Annotated in this window: 17 protein-coding genes; 14 read left to right on the top strand and 3 right to left on the bottom strand. The window is 39.3% G+C overall.

What is annotated here, in order from left to right; translation table 11 throughout:
* The first annotated feature begins 187 nt into the window (after positions 1-187).
* Together AC2JBO_RS27920 and AC2JBO_RS27925 are read left to right on the top strand one after the other, a co-directional pair.
* Positions 188-1,816 (top strand): purple acid phosphatase family protein, encoded by a 1,629-nt coding sequence (locus AC2JBO_RS27920; RefSeq protein WP_496956890.1) that lies wholly within the window; start codon positions 188-190, stop codon positions 1,814-1,816.
* 310 nt (positions 1,817-2,126) lie between these two features.
* Entirely contained in the window at positions 2,127-3,887 is a 1,761-nt protein-coding gene (locus AC2JBO_RS27925) for an ArnT family glycosyltransferase (RefSeq protein ID WP_496956891.1), read from the top strand.
* A gap of 9 nt (positions 3,888-3,896) precedes the next feature.
* Here AC2JBO_RS27925 and AC2JBO_RS27930 read toward each other — a convergent pair whose 3' ends face one another.
* Positions 3,897-7,280, bottom strand: coding sequence for an ATP-binding protein (locus AC2JBO_RS27930; RefSeq protein WP_496956905.1), 3,384 nt, complete (start codon positions 7,278-7,280; stop codon positions 3,897-3,899).
* 650 nt (positions 7,281-7,930) lie between these two features.
* On the opposite strand from AC2JBO_RS27930, the gene AC2JBO_RS27935 reads away from it, so the two are divergent.
* The 9 genes from AC2JBO_RS27935 (at position 7,931) to AC2JBO_RS27975 (ending at position 15,826) form a co-directional block, all read left to right on the top strand.
* A complete protein-coding gene (locus tag AC2JBO_RS27935; protein ID WP_496956906.1) occupies positions 7,931-8,254 on the top strand; it encodes a circadian clock protein KaiA in 324 nt (107 codons plus the stop codon).
* A gap of 48 nt (positions 8,255-8,302) precedes the next feature.
* Positions 8,303-8,623: a circadian clock protein KaiB gene (kaiB, locus tag AC2JBO_RS27940; RefSeq protein WP_496956892.1), complete on the top strand. Its 321-nt coding sequence runs from the start codon at positions 8,303-8,305 to the stop codon at positions 8,621-8,623.
* Positions 8,624-8,718: 95 nt separating this feature from the next.
* Complete coding sequence (gene kaiC / locus AC2JBO_RS27945; RefSeq protein ID WP_496956893.1) at positions 8,719-10,281, top strand: circadian clock protein KaiC; 1,563 nt, start codon at positions 8,719-8,721, stop codon at positions 10,279-10,281.
* Between the two features lie 176 nt (positions 10,282-10,457).
* Positions 10,458-12,482, top strand: a complete 2,025-nt coding sequence (locus tag AC2JBO_RS27950; RefSeq protein ID WP_496956894.1) for a TolC family protein — start codon at positions 10,458-10,460, stop codon at positions 12,480-12,482.
* Positions 12,483-12,644: 162 nt separating this feature from the next.
* The gene (locus AC2JBO_RS27955; protein ID WP_496956895.1) at positions 12,645-13,025 is read left to right on the top strand and encodes a hypothetical protein; all 381 of its coding nucleotides are present in this window, start codon (positions 12,645-12,647) and stop codon (positions 13,023-13,025) included.
* Positions 13,026-13,168: 143 nt separating this feature from the next.
* Positions 13,169-13,678, top strand: a complete 510-nt coding sequence (locus AC2JBO_RS27960) for a hypothetical protein (protein WP_496956896.1) — start codon at positions 13,169-13,171, stop codon at positions 13,676-13,678.
* A 4-nt stretch (positions 13,679-13,682) separates the two neighbouring features.
* Positions 13,683-14,237: a GNAT family N-acetyltransferase gene (locus tag AC2JBO_RS27965; RefSeq protein WP_496956897.1), complete on the top strand. Its 555-nt coding sequence runs from the start codon at positions 13,683-13,685 to the stop codon at positions 14,235-14,237.
* A gap of 19 nt (positions 14,238-14,256) precedes the next feature.
* Positions 14,257-15,036 carry a photosystem II electron transport protein, Sll1252 family gene (locus AC2JBO_RS27970; protein WP_496956898.1) on the top strand — a complete coding sequence of 260 codons (780 nt, stop codon included), beginning with the start codon at positions 14,257-14,259 and terminating at the stop codon, positions 15,034-15,036.
* Between the two features lie 49 nt (positions 15,037-15,085).
* Positions 15,086-15,826 carry a peptidylprolyl isomerase gene (locus AC2JBO_RS27975; protein ID WP_496956899.1) on the top strand — a complete coding sequence of 247 codons (741 nt, stop codon included), beginning with the start codon at positions 15,086-15,088 and terminating at the stop codon, positions 15,824-15,826.
* Positions 15,827-15,928: 102 nt separating this feature from the next.
* On the opposite strand, the gene AC2JBO_RS27980 is transcribed toward AC2JBO_RS27975, so the two are convergent.
* Positions 15,929-16,705 (bottom strand): SDR family NAD(P)-dependent oxidoreductase, encoded by a 777-nt coding sequence (locus AC2JBO_RS27980; protein ID WP_496956900.1) that lies wholly within the window; start codon positions 16,703-16,705, stop codon positions 15,929-15,931.
* 222 nt (positions 16,706-16,927) lie between these two features.
* Here AC2JBO_RS27980 and AC2JBO_RS27985 point away from each other — a divergent pair, with 222 nt between their 5' ends.
* From AC2JBO_RS27985 to AC2JBO_RS27995, 3 genes are all read left to right on the top strand, one after another.
* Positions 16,928-17,137, top strand: a complete 210-nt coding sequence (locus AC2JBO_RS27985) for a DUF433 domain-containing protein (protein WP_496956901.1) — start codon at positions 16,928-16,930, stop codon at positions 17,135-17,137.
* Between the two features lie 32 nt (positions 17,138-17,169).
* A complete protein-coding gene (locus tag AC2JBO_RS27990) occupies positions 17,170-17,379 on the top strand; it encodes a hypothetical protein (RefSeq protein WP_496956902.1) in 210 nt (69 codons plus the stop codon).
* A 516-nt stretch (positions 17,380-17,895) separates the two neighbouring features.
* Positions 17,896-19,383 (top strand): hypothetical protein, encoded by a 1,488-nt coding sequence (locus AC2JBO_RS27995; protein WP_496956903.1) that lies wholly within the window; start codon positions 17,896-17,898, stop codon positions 19,381-19,383.
* Between the two features lie 133 nt (positions 19,384-19,516).
* Here AC2JBO_RS27995 and AC2JBO_RS28000 read toward each other — a convergent pair.
* Positions 19,517-23,020: diguanylate cyclase domain-containing protein (locus AC2JBO_RS28000; RefSeq protein ID WP_496956904.1), on the bottom strand; the 3,504-nt coding region annotated here is incomplete at its 5' end.

Genomic DNA, 23,020 nt, shown 5'->3' on the forward strand with positions numbered 1-23,020 from the left:
ATTTGATGAACCTCAACAGCAATTACCCGTACCGACTTTTGCGAGCGAATTTAAATTAACAGTAGGAGATTTATTTGGCTTGTTGCTAAAGTAAAATTTCTAAAACTCTTTGTAAAGTCACGACTAAACGTGTCTCTACTCTGTGTTCTCTGTGTCTCTGTGGTAAAAATATATACTATATAAATATATGTCATCTACCTTAAAGCTACTAACAGACCCCTTCCTACAACTTCCAACAGCTACAGGAGTGCGTGTTGTTTGGTTTACCGAGTTTGCAGGTTCACAACATACAGTTAACTACGGCGAAAATCTTCATCTCAGTACTGGCGCCACCACAACAAAACTTAGTCGCACGCGCGAAGACCAACACTCACAAGTTGTCCCAACATACTTTCAACCCATTACCCGTGATATCTGGCGCCACGAAGCCGAAATTACAAACTTAACTCCAGGTGTACGAGTTAATTATCGCGTTACAAGTACTGATAATGGCGCCACTGTAACTAGTGAAGTGTTTAGTTTGGCGCCTCTCCCACTTCCCAATACCTCATTAAAAATTCTCCTTACATCTGACCATCAAATCAAACCAATGGTGGCGGCAAATTTACAAAAAGTTACAGAAACAATTGGAAAAGTTGATGCAGTTTGGTTTGCAGGTGATTTAGTTAACATACCTGACCGCGCGAGCGAATGGTTTGATGATAACCGAGGTAATGCTTTTTTCCCTTGTTTACAAGGACGCGGTAATTATGAAATGAATTGGGATGGAGTAAAAGTAAATTATACGGGTGGGCAAATTATACAACATGCACCAATGTTTACCTGTATTGGAAATCATGAATTAATGGGACGGTTCGCGCGGGAAGATAGTATAAACAAAGAATTTGACGATACTATCCCTCGTGATATCGCGCGTAAGTTATATGGAGAGGAATATTTAAAAGATAATTCCTTCAACACCGATACATACGAAGAAATTTTTACTTTACCCCAAAGCGAGACAGGAGGCAAAACTTATTACGCTACCACCTTTGGTGATATACGTTTAGTAGTACTGTATGCTACAAATATGTGGCGGTTTGTAACAACCGAAGATGGACACAAAGGTAAGTATGGAGAACCAACAAATGATTTAGAAAACCCAGAAAATTGGGGTTACGGGCAAATTATTTATGAACCCATAGCAAAAGGAAGTACACAGTATAACTGGTTGGAAGCAGAATTAAACAGCTTAGAATTTCAACAGGCTAAATATAAAGTAGTTATGCTGCACCATCCACCCCATACACTCGGTGATAATATTGTTCCAGCTTACACCGACCCGGTACAAGTTATCGAACATGATGACAATGGTAATATCAAAGATGTGCGATATGAATATCCTAAAAACGCAGATTATTTGATGCGTGATGTAGTACCGTTACTCGAAGCAGCAAAAGTACAACTTGTGTTTTTTGGACATTCCCATTTGTGGAACCGTTTTACTAGTGCATCAGGAATGCATTTTATCGAAACTTCTAATGTCGGCAATTCTTACGGCGCCGCCTATGGAAGTCGCAAACGTGGTAATGTACCTGTAATAGGTAGCGATGATTATATTGATATAGGCGACCCCAACGGCTTAGAACCAGTTATACCTACACTGGCGCCCATATTAAGTGAAGATGGCGCCAAAATTCCTTATATTTCAAGTAATGAAATCACTGTATTCAGTATTTTTGATACCGAAACAGGTACAGTTAGTAGTTATAGATTTGATACCCGTAAGCCGGATAGCGAAGTAATCAAATTCGACGAATTTAAATTAATTTTTTAATAACTTGTAGCATAGGCGTCTCGCCTGTGCAGTCATAAATGCAGGTAATATTATTTTACCACAGAGACACAGAGGGCACAGAGAAGAGAGTTTTTAAATTGGTTTAAACCAAAGTATTTTATTCCTCGCTTGCAATAAATTTACTCAACAATTAGATATTATATAACTTCATGGTTAATGATTCAATTGGGAAAGAGGTGGGAAAAGGCAACTAATATTAGGTATTGTACGACTATTGACTTATAAGGTATGAATACTGACTATTAGCAATTAGTTACTAAATCAATTATAGACTCCTGACTATTGAATAATGATTAATCGTGCTTTAGACGACTGGTGCAAAGATATTAATAAACGTCCAGCCCTTGCTGTGACTTGTTCTGTGTTATGGGTAGTTTTGATCTGTGGTATAGCTTTTTTCTGGCATTTGGGTAGTATCGGTTTAATAGACGAAACTGAACCTCTGTTTGCTGAAGCTTCACGTCAAATGCTAGTGCGTAATGATTGGATAACGCCATTTTTCAATGATGAAACCCGATTTGATAAGCCTGCTTTAGTTTATTGGTTTCAAGCTATTGGATATCTAATTATAGGTGTAAATGAGTGGGCTGTGCGTATTCCTAGTGCTGCTGCGGCTACGGCAACAATAGGTTTATCTTTTTATACTTTGCAGTGGTATTTTCTCAAGCGAGATGCACTTGAAAGTGTTACACTTGCAACTCGTCGATGGTTAATACCTTCTTTAGCTACAGCAATGATGGCTTTTAATGCTTCTATGCTAGTTTGGGGTAGAACAGGTGTGTCTGATATGTTGCTTACTGGCTGTATCGCTTCGTCGCTACTTTGCTTTTTTCTTGGCTATGCAAAACACGGGGAAGGGGAAAAAAGTGGAGGTTGGTATTTTGCATTTTATGTTTTAGTTGCTGGCGCCATTTTGACTAAGGGACCAATAGGTATAGTTTTACCAGGTTTGGTTATTGCAGCTTTTTTATTTTATCTTGGTAAATTTGTCGAAGTGCTACGGGAAATACGTCTTATTCCTGGCTTACTAATTATTTTCGGTTTGTCGGCGCCTTGGTATATGCTTGTTATCTGGCGCAATGGTTCTAATTATATAAATTCATTTTTTGGCTACCACAACGTCGAACGCTTTACTGAGGTTGTAAACGGTCACCAGGCGCCTTGGTTTTTCTATTTTATAGTTGTACTGCTTGGTTTTGCTCCATATTCAGTTTACCTACCCAGCGCGATGTTAAACTTAAAGTTCTGGCAACGGGAAAATTGGCGCGCCAAAACTAGAGTTGAGCAACTTAGTTTGTTTGCGTTCATCTGGTTTTTAGCAGTGTTTAGCTTTTTTACTATTGCCGTCACAAAACTTCCTAGCTACGTTTTACCTTTAATGCCTGCTGCTGCTATACTCGTTGGATTACTGTGGGCTGATGTAATTACCAAATCTCCAACTCCTGGGTTTCGTTTAAGCGGTTGGGTAAATGTTGTTTTTGTATCCGCTTGCTCTGTTGCCTTGTTCTATCTTCCTAAATTACTCGGTTATGACCCTGCTGCACCAACTTTTCCTCAAATACTACAGCAGTCTAATATTACAGTGTATGGTGGTATCATTTGGCTGGTTTGTGCAGTTGTGCTAGCGTTTTTACTGATTAGAAAAAACTGGGTTGCCTTGATGGGAGCTAATATAACTGCATTTGCTCTATTTATACTGTTCGTTTTAACACCAGCACTTTTTCTTATGGATGGTACACGGCAGTTACCTTTACGCAACCTGTCCGCTGTTGCAGTTCAAAACATCCGACCCCAAGAAGAATTAATTATGATTGGTTTTAAAAAACCAACCGTAGCGTTTTACACTCGGCGCCATGTAAATTATATCAGGACAAATCAAGCTGCAAACGAATACATTCAAAACCTAGTTTCTAAGACAGGTTCTCCATCAGTACTAATTTTGACAGAGCCGAAAAAAGTCTTAGAAATTGGTTTACAGCCAACAGACTATCAAATTTTAGGTAATAGCGGCGCCTATCAGTTGGTAAGAGTGCCTTTGAAGAAGGGTTAATAAATGCGATTATTTTAATATGTCATGGATTTCATTTAGTAAATCTTCCATCGAAATAGAACGAGGTAAAGTTTTAGCAGTTGCTTTTACTGGTAATAAACTTTGATTCTCGGTGACATTCAAACGTCGGTCAAGAATCAACATTGGAGGTAAATTAAAAGGTAGTTTTTCCAGCGTTTGTAAACTGGAAATTACCTGTTTTTCTGGCGCCGACTCCTCTAAGCAAATCAATAATAAATCGATACTGCGATGACGAATTTGTTGTAATAATTCTGACCATGAACGACATGAACCTGCTTTAAAACCACCCGTTTGTAAGTACTGAATTAAAGCCTGCATCCATTCCGAACCACGCGCGACAGTCGATTTTGAGATACCTTGACTTTTATTTTCGCCTGTATTATCGCTAATATTTACCTTCTCGACACGATGATTACGTAAATGCGTGTTGCGCGTCTCAGGTAAATCTGGCAATATCGCTAAATCAACTACTAATATATTAGGTGGGCAAGATATTCCTGCAGCTATTTGTAAGACTGAAAGCAACGTGTTCAAATTATAAACAGGATTACAAGTTGCTTCGTTACCTAATGGTGTTAAACAAGGAAAAACTAAAAGTCCTGTAATTTGCGAAGCGATTTGAGAAACTTCCACACTGCATGTTACTAAGGGTATAATTGCCAATCTTGGATGCTGACTCAAACCTTCGAGATATTTTTTGGCTGCCTCAGTCGGAGCATCTAACAACATGACATCAAACTGCCAAACTCGCGCTAAAAATTCTGCCTGCTCAATATCATCTACTTCGATAACGCGATGGTCGTTCAACAACGGTTGGTTACTCACAACATCAGGATTTGCAAGTCGCAAGATTCGTAGTGGTGTATTGTTAATAATCTCTGTACTTTCCTCAACATGCTTCTTGACTTCCGGTGTCACAGATAAACTGTCGAGTAATGGCAAAAGCATTTGATGTTGTACGGGTAAGCGTAAAAAACCATCCGCACGGTTTGCAAAAGCTTGTTCTTTCTCAGCAACAGTTGCCGTCACAATTACAGGAATATGACGTGTTGCTTCTTCTGATTTTAGTAAAGTAAGTACGTCCCAACCTGATAATAGCGGTAGCAGTGGGTTCAAAAATATGGCTTTGGGCTGTAATCTTCGTGCTTTTTCCACAGCTTCGCATCCAGAACGGGCAATTGCAACACGATACCCCATTCCAGTTAGGTGTTCTGTCAATGACTCTATATATCTACCTACTGCTTCAACTACTAATATTAACCTTTGTGAGGAATCATGGCGCCCCATAGCACTATTAATTGCTTCAAAGCTGTTTAAAGCAGATGGAACACCATCTAAAAATGACTGTCGTCCGTAGCCTGAGTGCATTGGACTACCTAACTTATCTCGCTGTAATGTTTCTGTCGCTAACTCTCGGCGCCCATGAGGGTCAAGAGAGTTTTCTGTATAACCAGCTTTAGGAGGACTGGGAGGAAGCAATAAAGTAAACTGACTTCCCTTACCTTCCCGTGACAAAAAACTCACATCGCCACCGTGGAGTCTTGCTAAAGCACGAGTCAATACCAGTCCTAAACCTGTCCCTTCAAACTGCCGAGTCAACGGATTTTCTAGCTGTTGAAATTTTTGAAATATCAGATGTTGTTGATGTTCTGGTATGCCAATTCCTGTATCCCACACAGTAAAAGCAATCCAACCTTCCCAGCGATTAACACGTAAACCAACTTTACCACCACCTTCGGTAAATTTAAAAGCATTGGAAAGTAAGTGAACGAGCATTTGCCGTAACCGCTGTTCATCAGCAACAATCTCATCTAAGCCAGATTCGATAGTTAAGATGAATTCGTGAGTTTTATCTGATTGTACTTTACTACTAGAAGCATGGATTGTTTTACTTTCACTTAAAGCCATTTCACATACGGCTTTAATTTTTGCTGTACCTAATAACAACTCCATTTGCCCGGTTTCCATCCTGGTCAAGTCAAGAATGTCATTGACCACACTCATTAAGTGGCGCCCACTTTGATGGATAAGTCCAGCATAACGCGCTTGTCGCTCGTTCAATTCTCCTAGTTGCTGGTCTATTAATAGCCGTGACAACCCCAAAACAGCAGTTAATGGCGTTTTGAGTTCATGGCTAATACAAGCCAAAAACTCGTCTTTTAAACGGTTCATTTGTATTAAATCCGCGTTTTTTGCCGCCAACTCTTTACTAAGCTGTTGCTGTTCTGTGACATCCGTTGCCAGCATTAACCATAAATTACTGCTATAACTTGCTATCGACTTGAATTCCGAGTTATTAAGTAGTGAAGCAACTTGTCTTGAAGAAACAAAATCATCAAAACTTGGAAGCCCTATATCTGACGCATTTGTATCTGACACATTAACAAACTGCTCTCGTGTCTGTATATTAGAACCTTTTTGAGCAGCAGTAACTTGTTCGAGTACGTTTATTTCTGGACTATCGAGAGGAATTTTTGCAAACTGCCATACTCGTTCCTGTCCACTTTGTACCTCAACTACACAAGTGCAAGTTCCTAACTGGTTATCCAGAACACACCGACTGTTTTTGAGGGCGCCATGTTTTTTGTTTGAAACTGGTTTTTTATTGGTATTTCCACTACCTTTGATGTTCGCGCGCTCTGTGGAATTTGAGTTTGACCCAAAAACCGAGGCAGATAAAATAGTCTCAACCTCTTCCCGCACTCCTTCAGGGTCTTTTAGTACTCCTAACTGCTGCCACCATGCAGGGTTTTGCGCTACAACATCACCACTACTCGTTTGTAGCATTAATGGCCACGGTAAACGTTCGATTAACTGCACTAAAGATTGATATTGTGGAATTTTATGTTGGAATTCACTATTTAGAGCTTCTGAAACTGGTTTTACCTGGTTTTTCTTAGAATTACGGCTTTTAGAGCTTCTTTTCGCTGATTTTATATTATTATCATTACTAACACTCAGCATGAGTTTGTTTAAATGCTTGAGCAAACGAGTACTATCAAGCAATCCCAAATATTTCTCATTTCTATCTGTTACTACTAGCTCGTCGCTACTGCTGACAGAATATAAAACTTGAGATAATTCCTCTATCTTTGTTTCTACTGATACGCAACGTGTTGGTTTTATTATATTGGCACCGAAGCTGAAAAGTTGTTTTTGGGAATTATTGACTTTTTGAGCTTGTGTTGCCGATAGGAGTTGCGGTAACAAGTGCGACAAATTTAGTATACCAATAGGGCATTCGAGTTCGGAAACAACGACTAGACGGTCGCAGTTTTCAAGCTCAAACTTTAGCAGCACATCTGCTAAGGTTGTCGTTTGCGAGCAGATGGGCACGGATATGATAAATTCATCAAGCGGATATTCTAGCATTGACATTGTTTTCGCTCTTGTCCCGTATTGTTCCGCAAGCTACTACTATTGCTCTTACACCAGTTTGTCAGACAGCAGAATGGAAGTGGTGTGATCTAAAAAACAGTAAAACTTGTTGAAAATCCTTTCTTCAGCTTGGATAAACTATAGGATAAATTAATTTAGCCTTAACATTTGATGCCCGATAGTCAGCTTTTGCGAGCATGACTAGTTGGGGGAAACTATCTGACTCTTGATGCAACCAAAGCGCCCGCAAGACAAAGGCGTAAAAATTCTGCTTGCGTATCCAAACTCCCAGTAAAGACTGATATGACAATTATGACCCTAAAACAATGCGAATAAACCTTTAGGAATTATAATGATTTAGAATGAGACAATTTTTTATGTTTATTCAAATATCTTATCAACTACTTCAATTGCAAAGTAATATTACAGATTTTAGATCAAACTGTTACCATCCTGTATTGATAACCGCCCATTACGACTCGACTCGATTAACTACATGTTATCAGGCAACAAGATTTTTAACCCAAGCCAGCAGTAGCACGGCGCCTCTGTTCAGCCAAAAAAATATGAAGTTTCTGTCTTCAGATAGATGCTATCGGGTTGATGCCAGCACGGTTGTGTGAACAAATCACGAAAATAAAGAAATATTCCACATGATGACAGCTGACCAACAGGCAGTGCTACAGCGATTAAAATCCGAGTACCAACTGATTCTCATAAATTATTTCACCCAAGACGAAACATTGCCAGAGTTGATTGACAAATTCATTGACGCGCTGTTTTGTGCTAATATTCCTGTGCCGCAAATTATAGAAATGCATATGGAACTGATTGACGAGTTTTCCAAACAGTTAAAATTAGAGGGGCGGAGCGATGAAACACTGCTTGATTACCGCTTGACGTTAATCGACATTCTTGCTCATCTGTGTGAGGTGTATCGAAATTCTGTTTCAAAAGTACACGGTTAGCTCTCGCCATCAATATCCTGAACATATGCAGCTTGTATGCATACCAATATGAGTAAATTAAGAAAAACTTATGTTCTGAAGCTTTATGTAGCAGGGAACACACCAAATTCAGTAAGGGCACTGAAAACGCTCAAAAACATTTTGGAGCAAGAGTTTCAGGGTGTATACGCCTTGAAAGTGATCGATGTACTGAAGAACCCTCAACTAGCAGAAGAAGATAAAATACTAGCCACACCAACTTTATCAAAAATTTTACCGCCCCCAGTTCGTAAAATAATCGGCGATTTATCAGACCGTGAACGTGTATTAATTGGATTAGATTTACTTTATGAAGAACTACAAGAAGAGGATTTCTTAGTCGAAGAATAGCAAGTTAAAAGTAATTAATATTTACAAAAGCATACAATATAATTACAATACCAGATAAATACCTAGATGAAAATATTTAATGAAAGTTCTAGAAAATGAGTGAAAACGACCTGCCAGGGCAAAATAAAACACCGAGAGGTGGAGGTGTAGAAAAAATACGCACGATGATAGAGGGTTTTGACGATGTGAGTCATGGTGGCTTGCCTGTTGGTAGAACTACTCTTTTTAGCGGCACATCTGGAACTGGCAAGACATTATTCTCTCTCCAGTTTCTTTTCAACGGTATTCATTTCTTCAACGAGCCAGGTGTATTTGTAACTTTTGAAGAATCGCCGAGTGATATTATAAAAAATGCTTATATATTTGGTTGGGATTTACAGCGTTTAATCGAAGAAGGGAAACTGTTTATACTTGATGCATCACCTGACCCTGAAGGTCAAGATATCGTTGGTAATTTTGATTTGAGCGCGCTGATTGAGCGTTTGCAGTATGCTATTCGTAAGTATAAAGCACGTAGAGTTTCGATCGACTCAATTACCGCAGTTTTTCAACAGTATGAAGCAGTTGGGGTTGTTCGGCGTGAAATTTTCCGCTTGGTCGCGCGTTTGAAACTGCTGAATGTAACAACTATTATTACAACTGAACGTGGTGAGGAGTACGGGCCTGTTGCTTCGTTTGGTGTAGAGGAGTTTGTTTCTGATAATGTAGTAATTGTCCGTAATGTTTTGGAAGGTGAGCGGCGCCGACGTACAATAGAAATTCTTAAGCTGCGTGGAACTACGCATATGAAAGGGGAGTTCCCTTTTACTATCACTAATGACGGTGTAAATATTTTCCCTCTGGGAGCAATGCGTTTGACGCAGCGTTCTTCCAACGTTCGCGTTTCTTCTGGTGTCAAAACTTTAGATGACATGTGTGGTGGTGGGTTCTTCAAGGATTCGATTATTTTGGCAACTGGCGCCACTGGTACTGGTAAAACGCTACTAGTCAGCCAATTTATTCAAGAAGCGTGTAATAAAGGCGAGCGCGCGATACTATTCGCTTATGAAGAGTCACGAGCGCAGTTGTCGAGGAATGCTTCTTCGTGGGGGATTGACTTTGAAGAATTAGAGCGTCAAGGGTTATTGAAAATTATTTGCACTTACCCCGAATCAACTGGTTTGGAAGACCATTTACAAATAATAAAATCAGAAATTGCAGAATTTAAACCAGCGCGGATTGCTATCGACTCTCTATCGGCACTAGCGCGCGGTGTTACCAATAATACTTTCCGACAGTTTGTAATTGGTGTAACAGGTTACGCCAAGCAAGAAGAAATTACAGGGTTTTTCACCAACACAACAGACCAATTTATGGGGTCGCATTCGATTACAGACTCACATATTTCAACGATTACCGACACAATATTAATGTTGCAGTATGTTGAAATTCGCGGTGAAATGGCGCGCGCGATTAATGTATTTAAAATGCGCGGTTCATGGCACGATAAAGGTATTCGTGAATACAACATCACTGCGGATGGTCCAGATATTAAAGATTCTTTCCGCAATTACGAAAGAATTGTTAGCGGTTCTCCATCTAAGGTTGTCTCGGATGAAAAGGCAGAATTATCGCGCATCGTTAGAGGCTTTCAACCTAAAGAAAATCCTGATACTTAAGCCAGTATCATGTTATATTCTATGCGTAAGAAACGGTAAAGTCGGTTGGCTCTCGCCAAATATCGATTGCCCAATCGACAAACCCAAAAGGGTTAAATCGCCTTATGTTTTGTGTGAGGAACGCGGTGAACGGACAGCAACTATTTTTCTGCTTTTTACCGGGAGTAACACTGTTTGTGTTGACTTCCTATCCAAGTTTGGCTGACACTGTAAAAGTAAGTGAACCCCAATTGGTTGTATCTCCTACTCTTGCTTTAGATTCGATTTATGTATCCAAACTAAACGATTTGCCACAGCAAATTGTATTTAATAATACCTTTGCTACAAAAACTATTAATCAACAGGTGCTATTTCAATTTGAACATGATGTGCGTGCTGTCTCTAATCCGAGCAGCGCAGTATCTGGAAGTTTTATCGCTTCGAGTCCCAAAGACTTGGTATCGGCAATCAAAAATCAAACTCATACGCCTGAAAAACCCGTAGATGCAAATGTATTATTGGCATTAGTGGGTTTGTATGGGGAAGAAAGTCATTCATTAAGTTTTACAAATTTTGGTTTTACAGATTTTGGTTTTACAAATTTTGACATCGGCGCCAATGAAAACAGTAGCGAGCCAACAGATAACTTAAACAAAGTTAACTTGTCTCCATCTGTAACAAACTTGCCAGTCACAAAGAAAACCATCGCGACTCCAACTTTAACTATTGCTCAACTTCCACCAAGTAAAGCAGGTGCCTCTTCTTTAAAACCAGTACCACTGCAGAAAGAAGCAGAGTTGATAGCACAAAATCGTAGTGGGCAGCAAAAAAGACAACCAGCAACGGTACAACCAGGTAAGGTTCCCGCAAGCGAAGTGCAAATTCCTGGTCTCAACTCTAACCCTAATCCATTGCAATTTCCGACCAAACCTGGAGAAGTGGAAATTAGGGGAACGCAACCGATTACATTAAACCAAGCACTAGAAACCGCGCGTCGTAATAGTAATCAGTTACAAGTACAAATACTTACAGTTGAGCGAAGTCAAGCTGCTGTTAGGGAGGCGCAGGCCGCATTACTGCCAACGTTGGGCTTGAATGCGACTATAACTCGTTCGCGTTCGGCAGGAGACAAGTTGAGTTCGGAAGCGCAAATTAGGCGAAACCCAGCTTTGGCTAATCAAATACCAGGCGCCGAAGAAAGTACGGGGCTTTCGGGCAACGCCCAACTAAGTTACGATCTTTACACATCGGGAAGGCGCCAAGCTACCATCCGTCAAGCTGAAGAACAGCTAAGGTTTGACGAACTCAACCTTGAAGTCCAGTCTGAAACCATTCGCCTTAACGTTACAACCCAGTATTACGACTTGCAACAAGCGGACGAAAGTGTGCGAATTAATAGGGAGGCAGTTGTGAATGCACAGGCTTCCTTACGCGATGCACAAGCACTGGAGCGGGCTGGAGTTGGAACTCGTTTCGATGTACTACAATTCCAGGTAGACTTGGCGAATTCGCAGCAACAACTGACAAATTCGATATCACAGCAGCAAATTGCACAACGACAGTTAAAGGCAACACTAAATATACCGCAACCAGTAAATTTGAGTGCTGCTGACCCTGTAGCAATTGCTGGTTTATGGAACCAAACACTCGATCAAAGTATTATCTTAGCACTGCAAAATCGGCCGGAACTGCAACAGCAACTTGCTCAACGCAGTATTGGCGAACAGCAAAGACGACAGGCACTTTCCACACTTGGTCCACAAATTAGTTTAGTTGCTCAATACAACTTACTCGACCAGTTCCAAGACCAAATTCCTGTTGTTGATGGCTATTCTGTAGGAGTGCAAGCTAGTCTTAACTTATATGAAGGTGGCGCCGCACGTGCGCGTGCATCACAAGCTAGTAAAGCTATTAGTATTGCAGAAACACAATTTGCTGAACAACGCAATCAAATTCGATTTCAAGTCGAACAGGCGTTTTTACAGTTAGGGTCGAACTTACAAAACGTTCAAACTGCCAATGTTGCTCTTAACCAGGCAACTGAGGCACTGCGACTAGCACGCTTGCGCTTCCAAGCGGGAGTTGGGACGCAAACTGATGTAATTAATGCTCAAAACCGACTTACGCAGTCAGAAGGAAACAGAGTAACTGCAATTTTAAGTTACAACCGCGCTTTGGCGGCAATACAGCGTGCCGTCACCACCAGGAGTCCACGTCAATAAAACAATAACTAAATAAAACAATACGTAGAGACGTTACATGTAACGTCTCTACGTTAATTTTGTTGCTGTTGTGAAAAAGTTGGCAGAAAAATTTACAATAGCAAAACGAGTAATCACATCGCGCTTGCAGTGGATTAACCACTTTGCTCATATAAAATCGAAATGACAACAGTTACATCAAAAGAAATTGCACAATTTCGCTCGCAACTTGCAGAAGATTCCCTTGCCTTAAAAGCACTCGATACCATCGAAGACTGTGAGGGAGATTTAGAAGACGCTGCAATGACACTTGCCATTCGCGTTGGGCAACAACCTGAACGCGCGAACTCCGAATGGTTGGACGCATTAGCTCGTAAATGGCGTGCTGTGATTTGCCAGCAAGAATTTCGCACCTCGCTCAAAAATGACTCTATCAAGGAGATGATTGACCATATTAGAACGATGCCCACATTCCCCAGCATTTTGGCGGCGCCTGTTCTGATGTATGTTATCAAGCAAGGCATTGATAATTTTTGCGAACCGTTTGACTCTTCATTAAAGTGAAGTCATACCGCTTTTGTCTTTGATTTGAAGTAATAAGTGTTTTTGTTCGTAAGCATTAATGTGTAGCACTCATATTAATGTTTCTGAGGCTGCTAACCTAATAAATGGAAGCAAATCTAATTACAAAAAAAATTTGATAATCAATGAATTACCTTGTTGCTGTACTACCAGACCGCATCCAAGCCGAAGCTGCTTACTTAGAATTAGAAAAAGGGGGTATAAATAGTACTATCCTAGGTAAGGGGTATAAAAGTGCCGATGAGTTTGGCTTGATTGACCCGAAAGAAGAAGCAGGTAAGCAAGCGAAATTTATGGCGGTATGGTTAGTACCATTCGGCTTTTTTGCTGGACTTGCATTTAATTCAATAACTGGTTTAGACACCTTTCCGTGGGCTGGTAAGATTGGTAATCAAGTTATTGGAGGACTACTAGGTGCTGCAAGTGGAGCGCTAGGTAGTATCTTTGTTGGAGGTGGAGTAGGTCTGGTTATTGGTAGTGGTGATGCTTTGCCTTATCGTAATCGTCTTGATGCGGGTAAATACTTAATAGTAGTTCAAGGTCAAGAAAACCTAACTCGCGAAGCAACTCGCATATTACGTCGGTTTGACCCAGAAAATATTCAGGGTTATGCTGACACATCAAACGTTTACTAACTAGATGGAACAAATTTTATATATTGATACACAGCGTCTTGAGTTACTTCCTTGTTCATTGGAAGTAGCTCAAGCTACTCTAGCCAAAAATAAACCACTGCTAGAAAAACTTTTAACTGCGTATGTACCAGATGATTGGTACAATACAGAAGTTCAAGCATTTTTACCGAAGTATATTGAGATACTGAAGGCAGAACCCGCGCAATTAGGGTATGGAGTTTGGTTGATAATTCGCACTGATGATTCTACTTTAATTGGGGATTTAGGTTTTGGGGGAAAGTTGGAAGGCAGTGAGACATTAGAAATTGGTTACGAAGTTTTACCGGCTTATCGTAATAGAGGTTATGCTACCGAAGCAGTACAAGCACTGGTAGATTTTGCATTTACGCAATTAGAAGCCAAGAAAATCATCGCCCATACTCCCAAAGATAATATTGCCTCGATTCGGATTGTGGAAAAATTAGGAATGGAAAATAAAGCAACGGTGGAAGTCCCTTCGGCGCCTGGATTAGAGGTGTATGGATGGGAATTGACGTTAGAATCAAGAAATAGCTATTGATATATCACTAATTATTCACATGCTGCCACGAGAAGAACTTTTAAAGGGTGTTGAAAATAGAGACGAAGTTGCGCGCGTCATCGACCAAGCGGAGCAAGCGATCAAAACTTGGGAAGTTGTAATGACAGATTTTCTCTCACCTCCGGAGTTGGCAGAAGTTCAAAGATCTTTTGGTCGTCTTACAGAAATTCATCTAATTGCGTGGGGTGGATATCCACAAGCAGAACGTACTAGAGTTGCTATCGCGCGTTCCGAACTTCCCTTAGACGAGTCGCAAGTAGAACTAGTTGCGCTTGATATTGCGGGTAATTTTCTATTTGATACTGCAACACACCGTGATTTCCTGGGTGCCATGCTTGGTTGTGGTATTATACGCGACAAAACGGGCGATGTTATTGTTTTAGGTGAACGTGGCGCCCAGGTGATTGTAGTACCTGAGTTAGCAGAATATTTAGAGACACACCTTAAGCAAGTACGTTCAGTACCAGTTACAACAAGACGTATCGAATTGAGCGCTCTGAAAATTCGTGAACCTAAGAAAAAAGAGCTAACAACGGTCGAAGCTTCGTTGCGACTCGATGCAGTCGCATCCGCAGGGTTTGGAATGTCACGCAGCAAAATGGTCGAATTTATTGATGCAGGTGACGTTCGCGTCAATTGGAAAGAAACTACTAGTGCTTCTTCGCAACTCAAAACAGGTGATATGGTTTCTATACGCGGCAAAGGGCGCCTAGAAGTGGGTGAAATTGCTGTCACCAAAAAAGACAGATACCGCGTACAGTTAACAAGATATGTATAACAATGTAGGGTGGGCACTGCCCACCCTACAACTAAAAAATAACAAATAAATGACCAACATCATCCAAGTTGCCAGCATTGCGGCTATAATTACTCTTTCCCTGACAACATACAGCGTAACTCAGCAACCAGTCACAGCAGGTAACATCAATAAGCAGCAAATAGCTCAGGCGCCACCAGCATCTGCACTAAAAAACCTACCCCGACTAGTAGGTAAAGCAACTGTAGTTATTACAATTAATAACAAACCCATCACAATTGAAGTGGATGGTACTAATGCTCCAATTAGCGCAGGTAACTTTGTAGACTTGGTACAGAGAAAAGTTTATGATGGATTGGTATTTCACCGCGTTGTCAAACAACCAGAGCCATTTGTAGCGCAAGGTGGCGACCCTCAAAGTAAAGACCCCAAATTTCCAGCAGAACAACTAGGTACAGGTTCTTGGACAGACCCAGCAACTGGAACAACTCGTTACGTACCTTTAGAAATTAAACCCATAGGCGCACCTCAGCCTATATATGGGCAAACCTTACAGGATGCCAAAATTTCAAAACCGCCAACTTTGCGTCATAAACGTGGTGCAGTAGCAATGGCTCGTTCCAACGAACCAAACTCCGCATCATCACAATTTTATTTTGCCTTGACCGACTTATCATTTCTTGATGGTAATTACGCAGTTTTCGGCTACGTCACCAAAGGTATGGATGTAGTTGACAAAATAAAACAAGGAGACAGAATTCAATCCGCACGGGTTACCAAAGGAATAGAAAACCTCAAAAAGGCGCCGTAGGGTGCGTGACGCTACGAAAAAATATCAACGTAGCTATAGACTTGTAGCGTCACGCACCGACTTTCAATTGTAACAGCGCTTCGTTTTGTGAATGTTAGGTGTTTAAACTTTAAACTGCTTCTCCAATACACTAACCAAAGTTCTACGCGGAACAAATCGTGATAATTTTGGTATCAAATGGCTAGTTAAACCACCACTGACAACTACAGATTCTCCTTTTTCCAAACCTTGTAATGTATCCCGAACGACAGTATCAACTTTAGTGATTTTAGTATTTTTTGCTGCAATTGTTTCTGGAAATTTTGCCGCTATAAAAAAGTTTGTATCTATTGGACCAGGACATACACACAGAACACGTATACCAAGCGCGCGATTTTCTGCCCATAGCGACTCGCTAAAACTTAATACAAATGCCTTACTCGCGGCATATACTGACATGTAAGGTATCGGTTGAAACGCAGCTATTGATGATACGTTGATAATGTCGCCACTACGTCGCTCTCGCATCAATGGTAAATACCTGTGTGTTAAATCAACTAGCGCTAGCACATTTAATTGCACCATTTGTACCTGCCGCTCACCATCACGCTCGGCAAAGTCCCCATAGTCTCCAAAGCCAGCATTGTTGATTAACGTATCAATTGTGATTCCTTTGCTTTTAGTATAATCAAATACATGCTCTGTCGAACCAACTTCCGCCAAGTCTTTGACAATAACATCAACTTTAATATCATATTTAGCTTGCAACTCTGATGCTAGCTGATGAAGCTTCTCTTCAGAGCGCGCGACAAGTACTAAATTGTTATTACGAGCAGCGAGTTCCTCGGCAAAAGCTTTACCAATCCCGCCAGAAGCACCAGTAATTAAAGCTGTTGTCATTATAATTAATATAAGATTTTGTAATTTTCTTTACAAATTTTAGCAATATTTCCTCTGTTTTGTAACTATCCTCAGTTATATATCCGATGAGTAATCCTAAAAGTCACTGTGGTTTGGGTCATGAGAATATGTGTAAAATAGAGGCATATCTATGTAGCTATCAATAAATCGTAATTTTACGTTAGGCTGTAAATTACCAGCTAATAAAAATGAAACTCCTAAATGTCATTAGATATGAGTACTAGTACGATAGACATTCAATCATTTTTGCGTGAGCGAGAAATTATTCACTCCGATCCAGAGATTATGAGTGGAACTCCGGTGTTTGTTGGAACGCGAGTGCCATTACAAACCTTTTTTGATTACCTTGAAGGTGAAGCAGGTTTATCTGAGTTTTTGGAAGATTTCCCACATTTAGCTTTGAGCTTTTAGCTTTAGCACAATCACATCCCTTTGATGTGTTTATGACAGCGGATAAGAACTTGCCGTATCAACAGAATCTTGATGGTTTGACATTGCGGATTATAGTTTTAGATGCTTGTAGTACGCGCCCAGATTATCTGCTGCCGTTAATTACTGGAATTAGTAATATACTCAAATCTTTAGCTCCAGGTTCCATCACGTTGATTAATGACGCAGGAGAAGTGACACCTTTCAACCAGAATACTAAATAAGCGAGTTGGCGCCAAAAATATCTAACAACTAACTTCCTTCACAAACAGAATCAATTGTAGAAGTTAATTTGGCAGCACTTGCTAACACAAGTCGTCCATCACTGGTTTTTACAAGCTGTGTTGCTTTTGACTTTTCACGTTATGTGGAAAAACCAACGTAAAACCTATCCCCCTAACCCCCTTTCCTTCAAGGATACCGCTGGCGAATAGTAGGTTTGACCCCTCAGTACCACGATTTTGCGTGATTTCCACGAATGTAGAGACGCGAAATTTTCCTTCGGAACACTCCGTGAACGCGTCTCTACACGTCGGTTTTTACTTGTATTTTGTTGCCATGTTTACAATTAGAATTAATTAATAAATATCGCGTCCACTGTTAACGTTGAATTCACTTAAACTATAAAATAAATTGTTACCGCGTTGTCAAGCGTCAATAATTTATTTTTTTTATACTTCTCTTATTTTCTTATTTCCACGGGAACACTAAGGAGGGGTATATATAAAAAGGTGTTCATCATGACGAAATTAAACAAGCGCGCGTTTGAAATATTAAGGGATGAAGTCGAACGCTGTGCTACCAGTGACGCAATTGGAAAAACTGAGAAGCTAATTGTGATGAAGCGGTTGGAAAAGCTGCGTTTAGAAAAAGGTATGATTACCATAGATGAGTTGCGTGATACTTTTTCTGATATATATCCACAATTCAATGAAAAAGTACTCAAACAAGCTATAAGAGCAAATCGTCCACCAGGTATATTAACAAAAGTTACATTCTTTTTAATTTTTATTGGTAGCTGTGCAGGGTTTGTATGGCTAGTAAATTTACCTAACCCGATGATTCGTAAATCAGTTGCCAAAACGGCGCCTATTTTACTGATACCAAGTTATATGGAAATGGACTTTAATTATCGTGGCGCCGTTGATTCACTTGGTCAAGCCGAACAGCTATTAGATAACCCTACTAGCGCTGCTGATATAGAAAGAGGTGGAGAAAAAGTCCTACAAGCAAAGAAACATTTAGATAAATTACCAGTTTGGTCATTAGATCGTTACCCAGAAGCTTACTGTAATTACTTTGGTTGTGCTTGGAGATTCTCCTTCGATGAATTTGAAACCGCGCGTAAAAAAACCGCACGTTTACAAGCCGTTGCGTTTCAGAACCAGAATGCCCTTACACCACTAGAAGATGGACAGCAACTACTTTTAACCGCAAAATCAGAATATAAGAGAGCTACAAGTATCCGAGAAAAAGAAAAAGCTATTGAAGCTTGGAAAAGTGCAATAAATTTATTCGAGCAAATTCCAGCAAAAACATTAGCAGCACAAGATGCTCAAGCAAAACTCAAAGCTTACAAACAAGAACTAGAAGACGCTCAAACAGCTACACTTATTGCTGCTGCACAACAGTTTGACATCGAAGCCCAAAAAATTCAACCAAAACAACCGCAAACTGCGTCAGAATTATGGCAACAGGCAATTAACAGACTTAATGAAATTCCCAGAGAGAACCCTCGTTTTCTTGAGGCACAGCAAATACTAGCATCAGTACAAGTTAAATACCGAACAATAGACAACTCGGGTAGCAACAATTACATCGAAGCAGCAAAACAATATGCCATCGAAGCAGCAAAAACATCGCAAAACCCACCGCACCCGGCAGAAAAATGGGAACAAATAGCCGAACAATGGAACAATGCAATTCAGCAACTTAAAAATATAGGCGTAAAAGAAGCGGGTTACGTCGAAGCACAAAAACTAATAGCCCAATATCAAACAAACTTAGGAATTATTCAAAGCAGACAACGCTATGAAAGTGAAGCAAAACAAATACTCGAAGCAGCAAACCGAGATATAAAAAGGTTAATTATATCGGCGCCGTCTAATTCTCAGCAATTCAAAGCTGAAATTAATGATATCATCAACCAACTAAGAACAGTCAAACCCGGAACAACTTCCTACGCCGAAGCTCAACAACTTCTAGCTCAGGCACAAAAAAGACTTTAAACAACTCTTGTAGGATAAATCTTGTGGGATAAATCTTGTGGGATAAATCTTGTGGAATAAATCTTGTGAGATAAATCTTGTGGGATAAATCTTGTGAGATAAATCTTGTGGGATGGGCATCCTTGCCCGTCCCTTATGATGCATGTATATAACGGTCGCGTCCTTGTCGCTTTGCTTCATAGAGTGCTTTGTCTGCGATGGCAATTAAGTTTGCTGGAGAGATGCTATTATTCGGAATTACAGTAGCTATTCCCAAACTGATTGTGACAAATTGACTAATATCTGAACAATCATGAGGTAATTTTGCTTGATTAATTGCTTGCTTAATTGCGTCTGCGATGATGATTGCTTGTTCCATATTTGTTGATGGCATAATCACGGCAAACTCTTCTCCACCATAACGAGCTACTAAATGTGTTGATGATTTTACCACAGAAAGTAATGCTTGAGCGACTTGTTGCAAACAGTTGTCGCCGGATTGATGACCGTAAAAATCGTTGTATTTTTTGAAATAATCAACATCACATATAATTAATGATAATGGTTGTTGCTCAAGCTCTAAGCGATTCCATTCTTGCAACAAATATTCGTCAAAATACAAGCGGTTGGCAATTTGAGTTAACTTATCTATTCTGGAGAGACGTTGTAGTTCTTGATTGACTATAACTAGTTCAGATTGAGTAGCTTTGAGTATTTCTAATGTTTGGCTTAACTCTTTAGTTCGCTCTTGAACTTTCTCTTCTAAGTTGCGGTTATACTTGGCTAATTCGTCTGTAACTTCTTGCAATGCCATATTTTTCAGGGCAAGCTCTGCTTCTGCTTGCTTGCGCTGTGTTATGTCTTGAAAAGCTGCGATTGCATAAATTATATTACCTTTGTTGTCGAAAATAGGTGTTGCTGAAACTTCCAAAGGAGTAATTCTATCTGCTATATGAAGTTCAACATCATCAATTACAGTACTTTCGCCATTCAAAGCTCTGGTAATAGGCGCCTGCTCATCAGGGTAGTACTTTTCTGTTCCACGCATGTAAGCTTGGTAAATCTCAGATAATTGAGAAGTTGCACTAGAAACAATTCCTTTACCTAAAATTTTTTGTGCGGCTTGATTTGCATAATATGGTTGCCCTTGCGAATCTATGGTAAATATACCTATAGGTACTGCTTCGAGAAACTGTGCTAACCTTTTCTCACTTTCGCGTAATGCTTCTTCTGCCTGCTGACGCTCACAGATTTCTTGTTGACAGTCTTGATAAAGTTGAGCATTTTTAATCGAAATTGCTGCCTGAGACGATAAAATTTTTAATATTTCTAATCTTTCTGATGTGAAGGCGCCGACAGCGAGATTATTCTCTAAGTAAAGTACACCAAAAAGCTCGCCCTGATAAATAATCGGCGTACACAACACAGATTTGGATTGATTTTGAATAATATATGCATCTGTAGTAAATATTCCCTCGCAAGATGCATCCGTTAAAATTACGTCCTCTTTTGTTCTAACTACATAGTTAATCAAAGAATTGGGTAACTGGTGGCTAGTTTCCACTAGTACTGATTGGTATAGTACTATCTCCGAAGTATCTATAGTACCTTTGGCTTCGATAAATAACTGTTCTTGCTGTTTCAAAATAAGAAAACCTGTTTGGGCGCCTGCATTTTCAATCACTATAGTCATTAATTTTTTTAGTAACCGTTCTAAAATAATTTCGCTGGTAATAGCTTGAGAAGACTTTATAATTGTCGTCAAATCTAAAACTTCTAAATTGGTGGTATTTTTGGCAGATTTTGAAAAAATAAGAATATGTGAATATTTGGATTCTAAATCTTTAGCTTTGGCAATAGCTCCCCAGCAAATATAACCATAGTGTGCCTTAGTCATATAAGTTCGAGCAATTTCCTGGCGCCCTAAAGCTAAATAGAATTTAGCCGCTAATTCATAAGCTAACGCTTCTTCTTGAATATAGCCATTTTTGTGGGCGCCAGCTATCGCGCGGTCGTAGTACTCCATAGCTGCAAGTGGTTGCCCTAATACTCTAGCTCTTTCAGCTTCCACTAATTCATATTTATGCTGATAATTCATGGGAGCATGTTCAGCCCAATATTTCATCTTTTTCTGATTTTCATCTACTTGGCTTAAGTATTCATTTAACTGATTTATTTGATGATTTTCAGATTGCAATAAATTCTCCGAATACTCAGCCAGCAAAGCTAAAGAATAAAACCAGTTATGCAGCGTAAATATAACTTCACCTTGAATAAATCCAGCATAGTCTAATGCTATTTTTGCATATTTTACAGAGCTTTTATATTCTTCAAAAAGATAAGAGAGAAATAATTTATAAAAATAAATATTGAACAAAAACATTAAATTATTAGTTAATATAAATTCAGGTAAAACTTCTTCTTCATTTAAAATTTTACCAACTAATTTAGTTTTAATTGCAGATTCGTCAAGTAAATTATTGACTGACTGAGCGCATATTTTATTTAGATAAAGTGGATGTTTCTGCTCTAATTTACTAATAAATTTAATATAGTTCACCTGATTTTCGGCAACTAATTCTAAAGGCTTTCCTACAAAAAAAAGATGAGAACAGTAAAAATTGGCAGCATGACAAGCAAACTCAATATCTCCCACTTCTAGTCCACTTTCAATTGCCTCGTACAAAGAATTTATGGTTTCTTTAATATGCTGTTTTTTATAGATAAGAGCCATGTAAATCGTTACTAATGCTTTTGATTTAAGCTCTTTTGCATTTAATGTATCTAATATTTTTAGAGATATTTGACCAAGTTGATAGGCAAGATCAATATTTAGAAATAACCAAGATGTAATAACACCATAAATTGCGTAAGCGTAAATAGATGGTGGCGAATTGCCATATTGCCTAGAAAGTTCAACCATCGTGTAGAGTATTGGTAATGCCATTGGACTTTTACCAAAGCAAGCAGAAGCCCAAATAAGAATTAAAATCTCCATTGCTGCTAACTTGTATGGATCAGTCATGGGTGATAAGCTAGCCAACTGTTCAACATCAATATTTTGTGGTGCTGATTCTACTAAGGAAATACCTAGCATCTGCAAAGCATTTTGTCCAATATCTAAAACAGTGTCGATTTGATTTTGCGCTAGATGAATTTTAATTTTTATTTGGTAAATTTGGACATTATCTAAGAGATTATGGACTTGCTGTAATGCCAATTCGCATAAAGTCAATGCTCTTGTTAAATTAGCATTTAAATATTCGGCTTCGGATGTTTCTATATATAAATTAAAAGTCAATCTGTATTGATTTTGCCAACTGTCGGGATATAATATTTTTAAACCTATATTTAAGTAATTAACAGCGGCTTCATAAGCTGTAGCGGATTTAGCCTTTTGACCAGCAATCAGATTTAATTGAGCTAACTCGTCTTTTTCGATTTGCGTTTTTAGTAATTCAGTACCAAAATTTAGTTGGTTAACTAAGGTAAAAATATTATCTTTTTGCTGCTCTGGCGTGATATTATTTAGAAGTAGCTTGCCAATCTTGAAATGAGTATTTTTTCTTAATGCTTCTGGAATCAAAGAATAAGCTGCTTGCTGTACTCGGTCATGCAAAAACTTATATTCAATTTTGGTATTGCTAACTTTACAAAT

This window comes from Calothrix sp. CBUCES-K 9914, assembly GCF_059640475.1.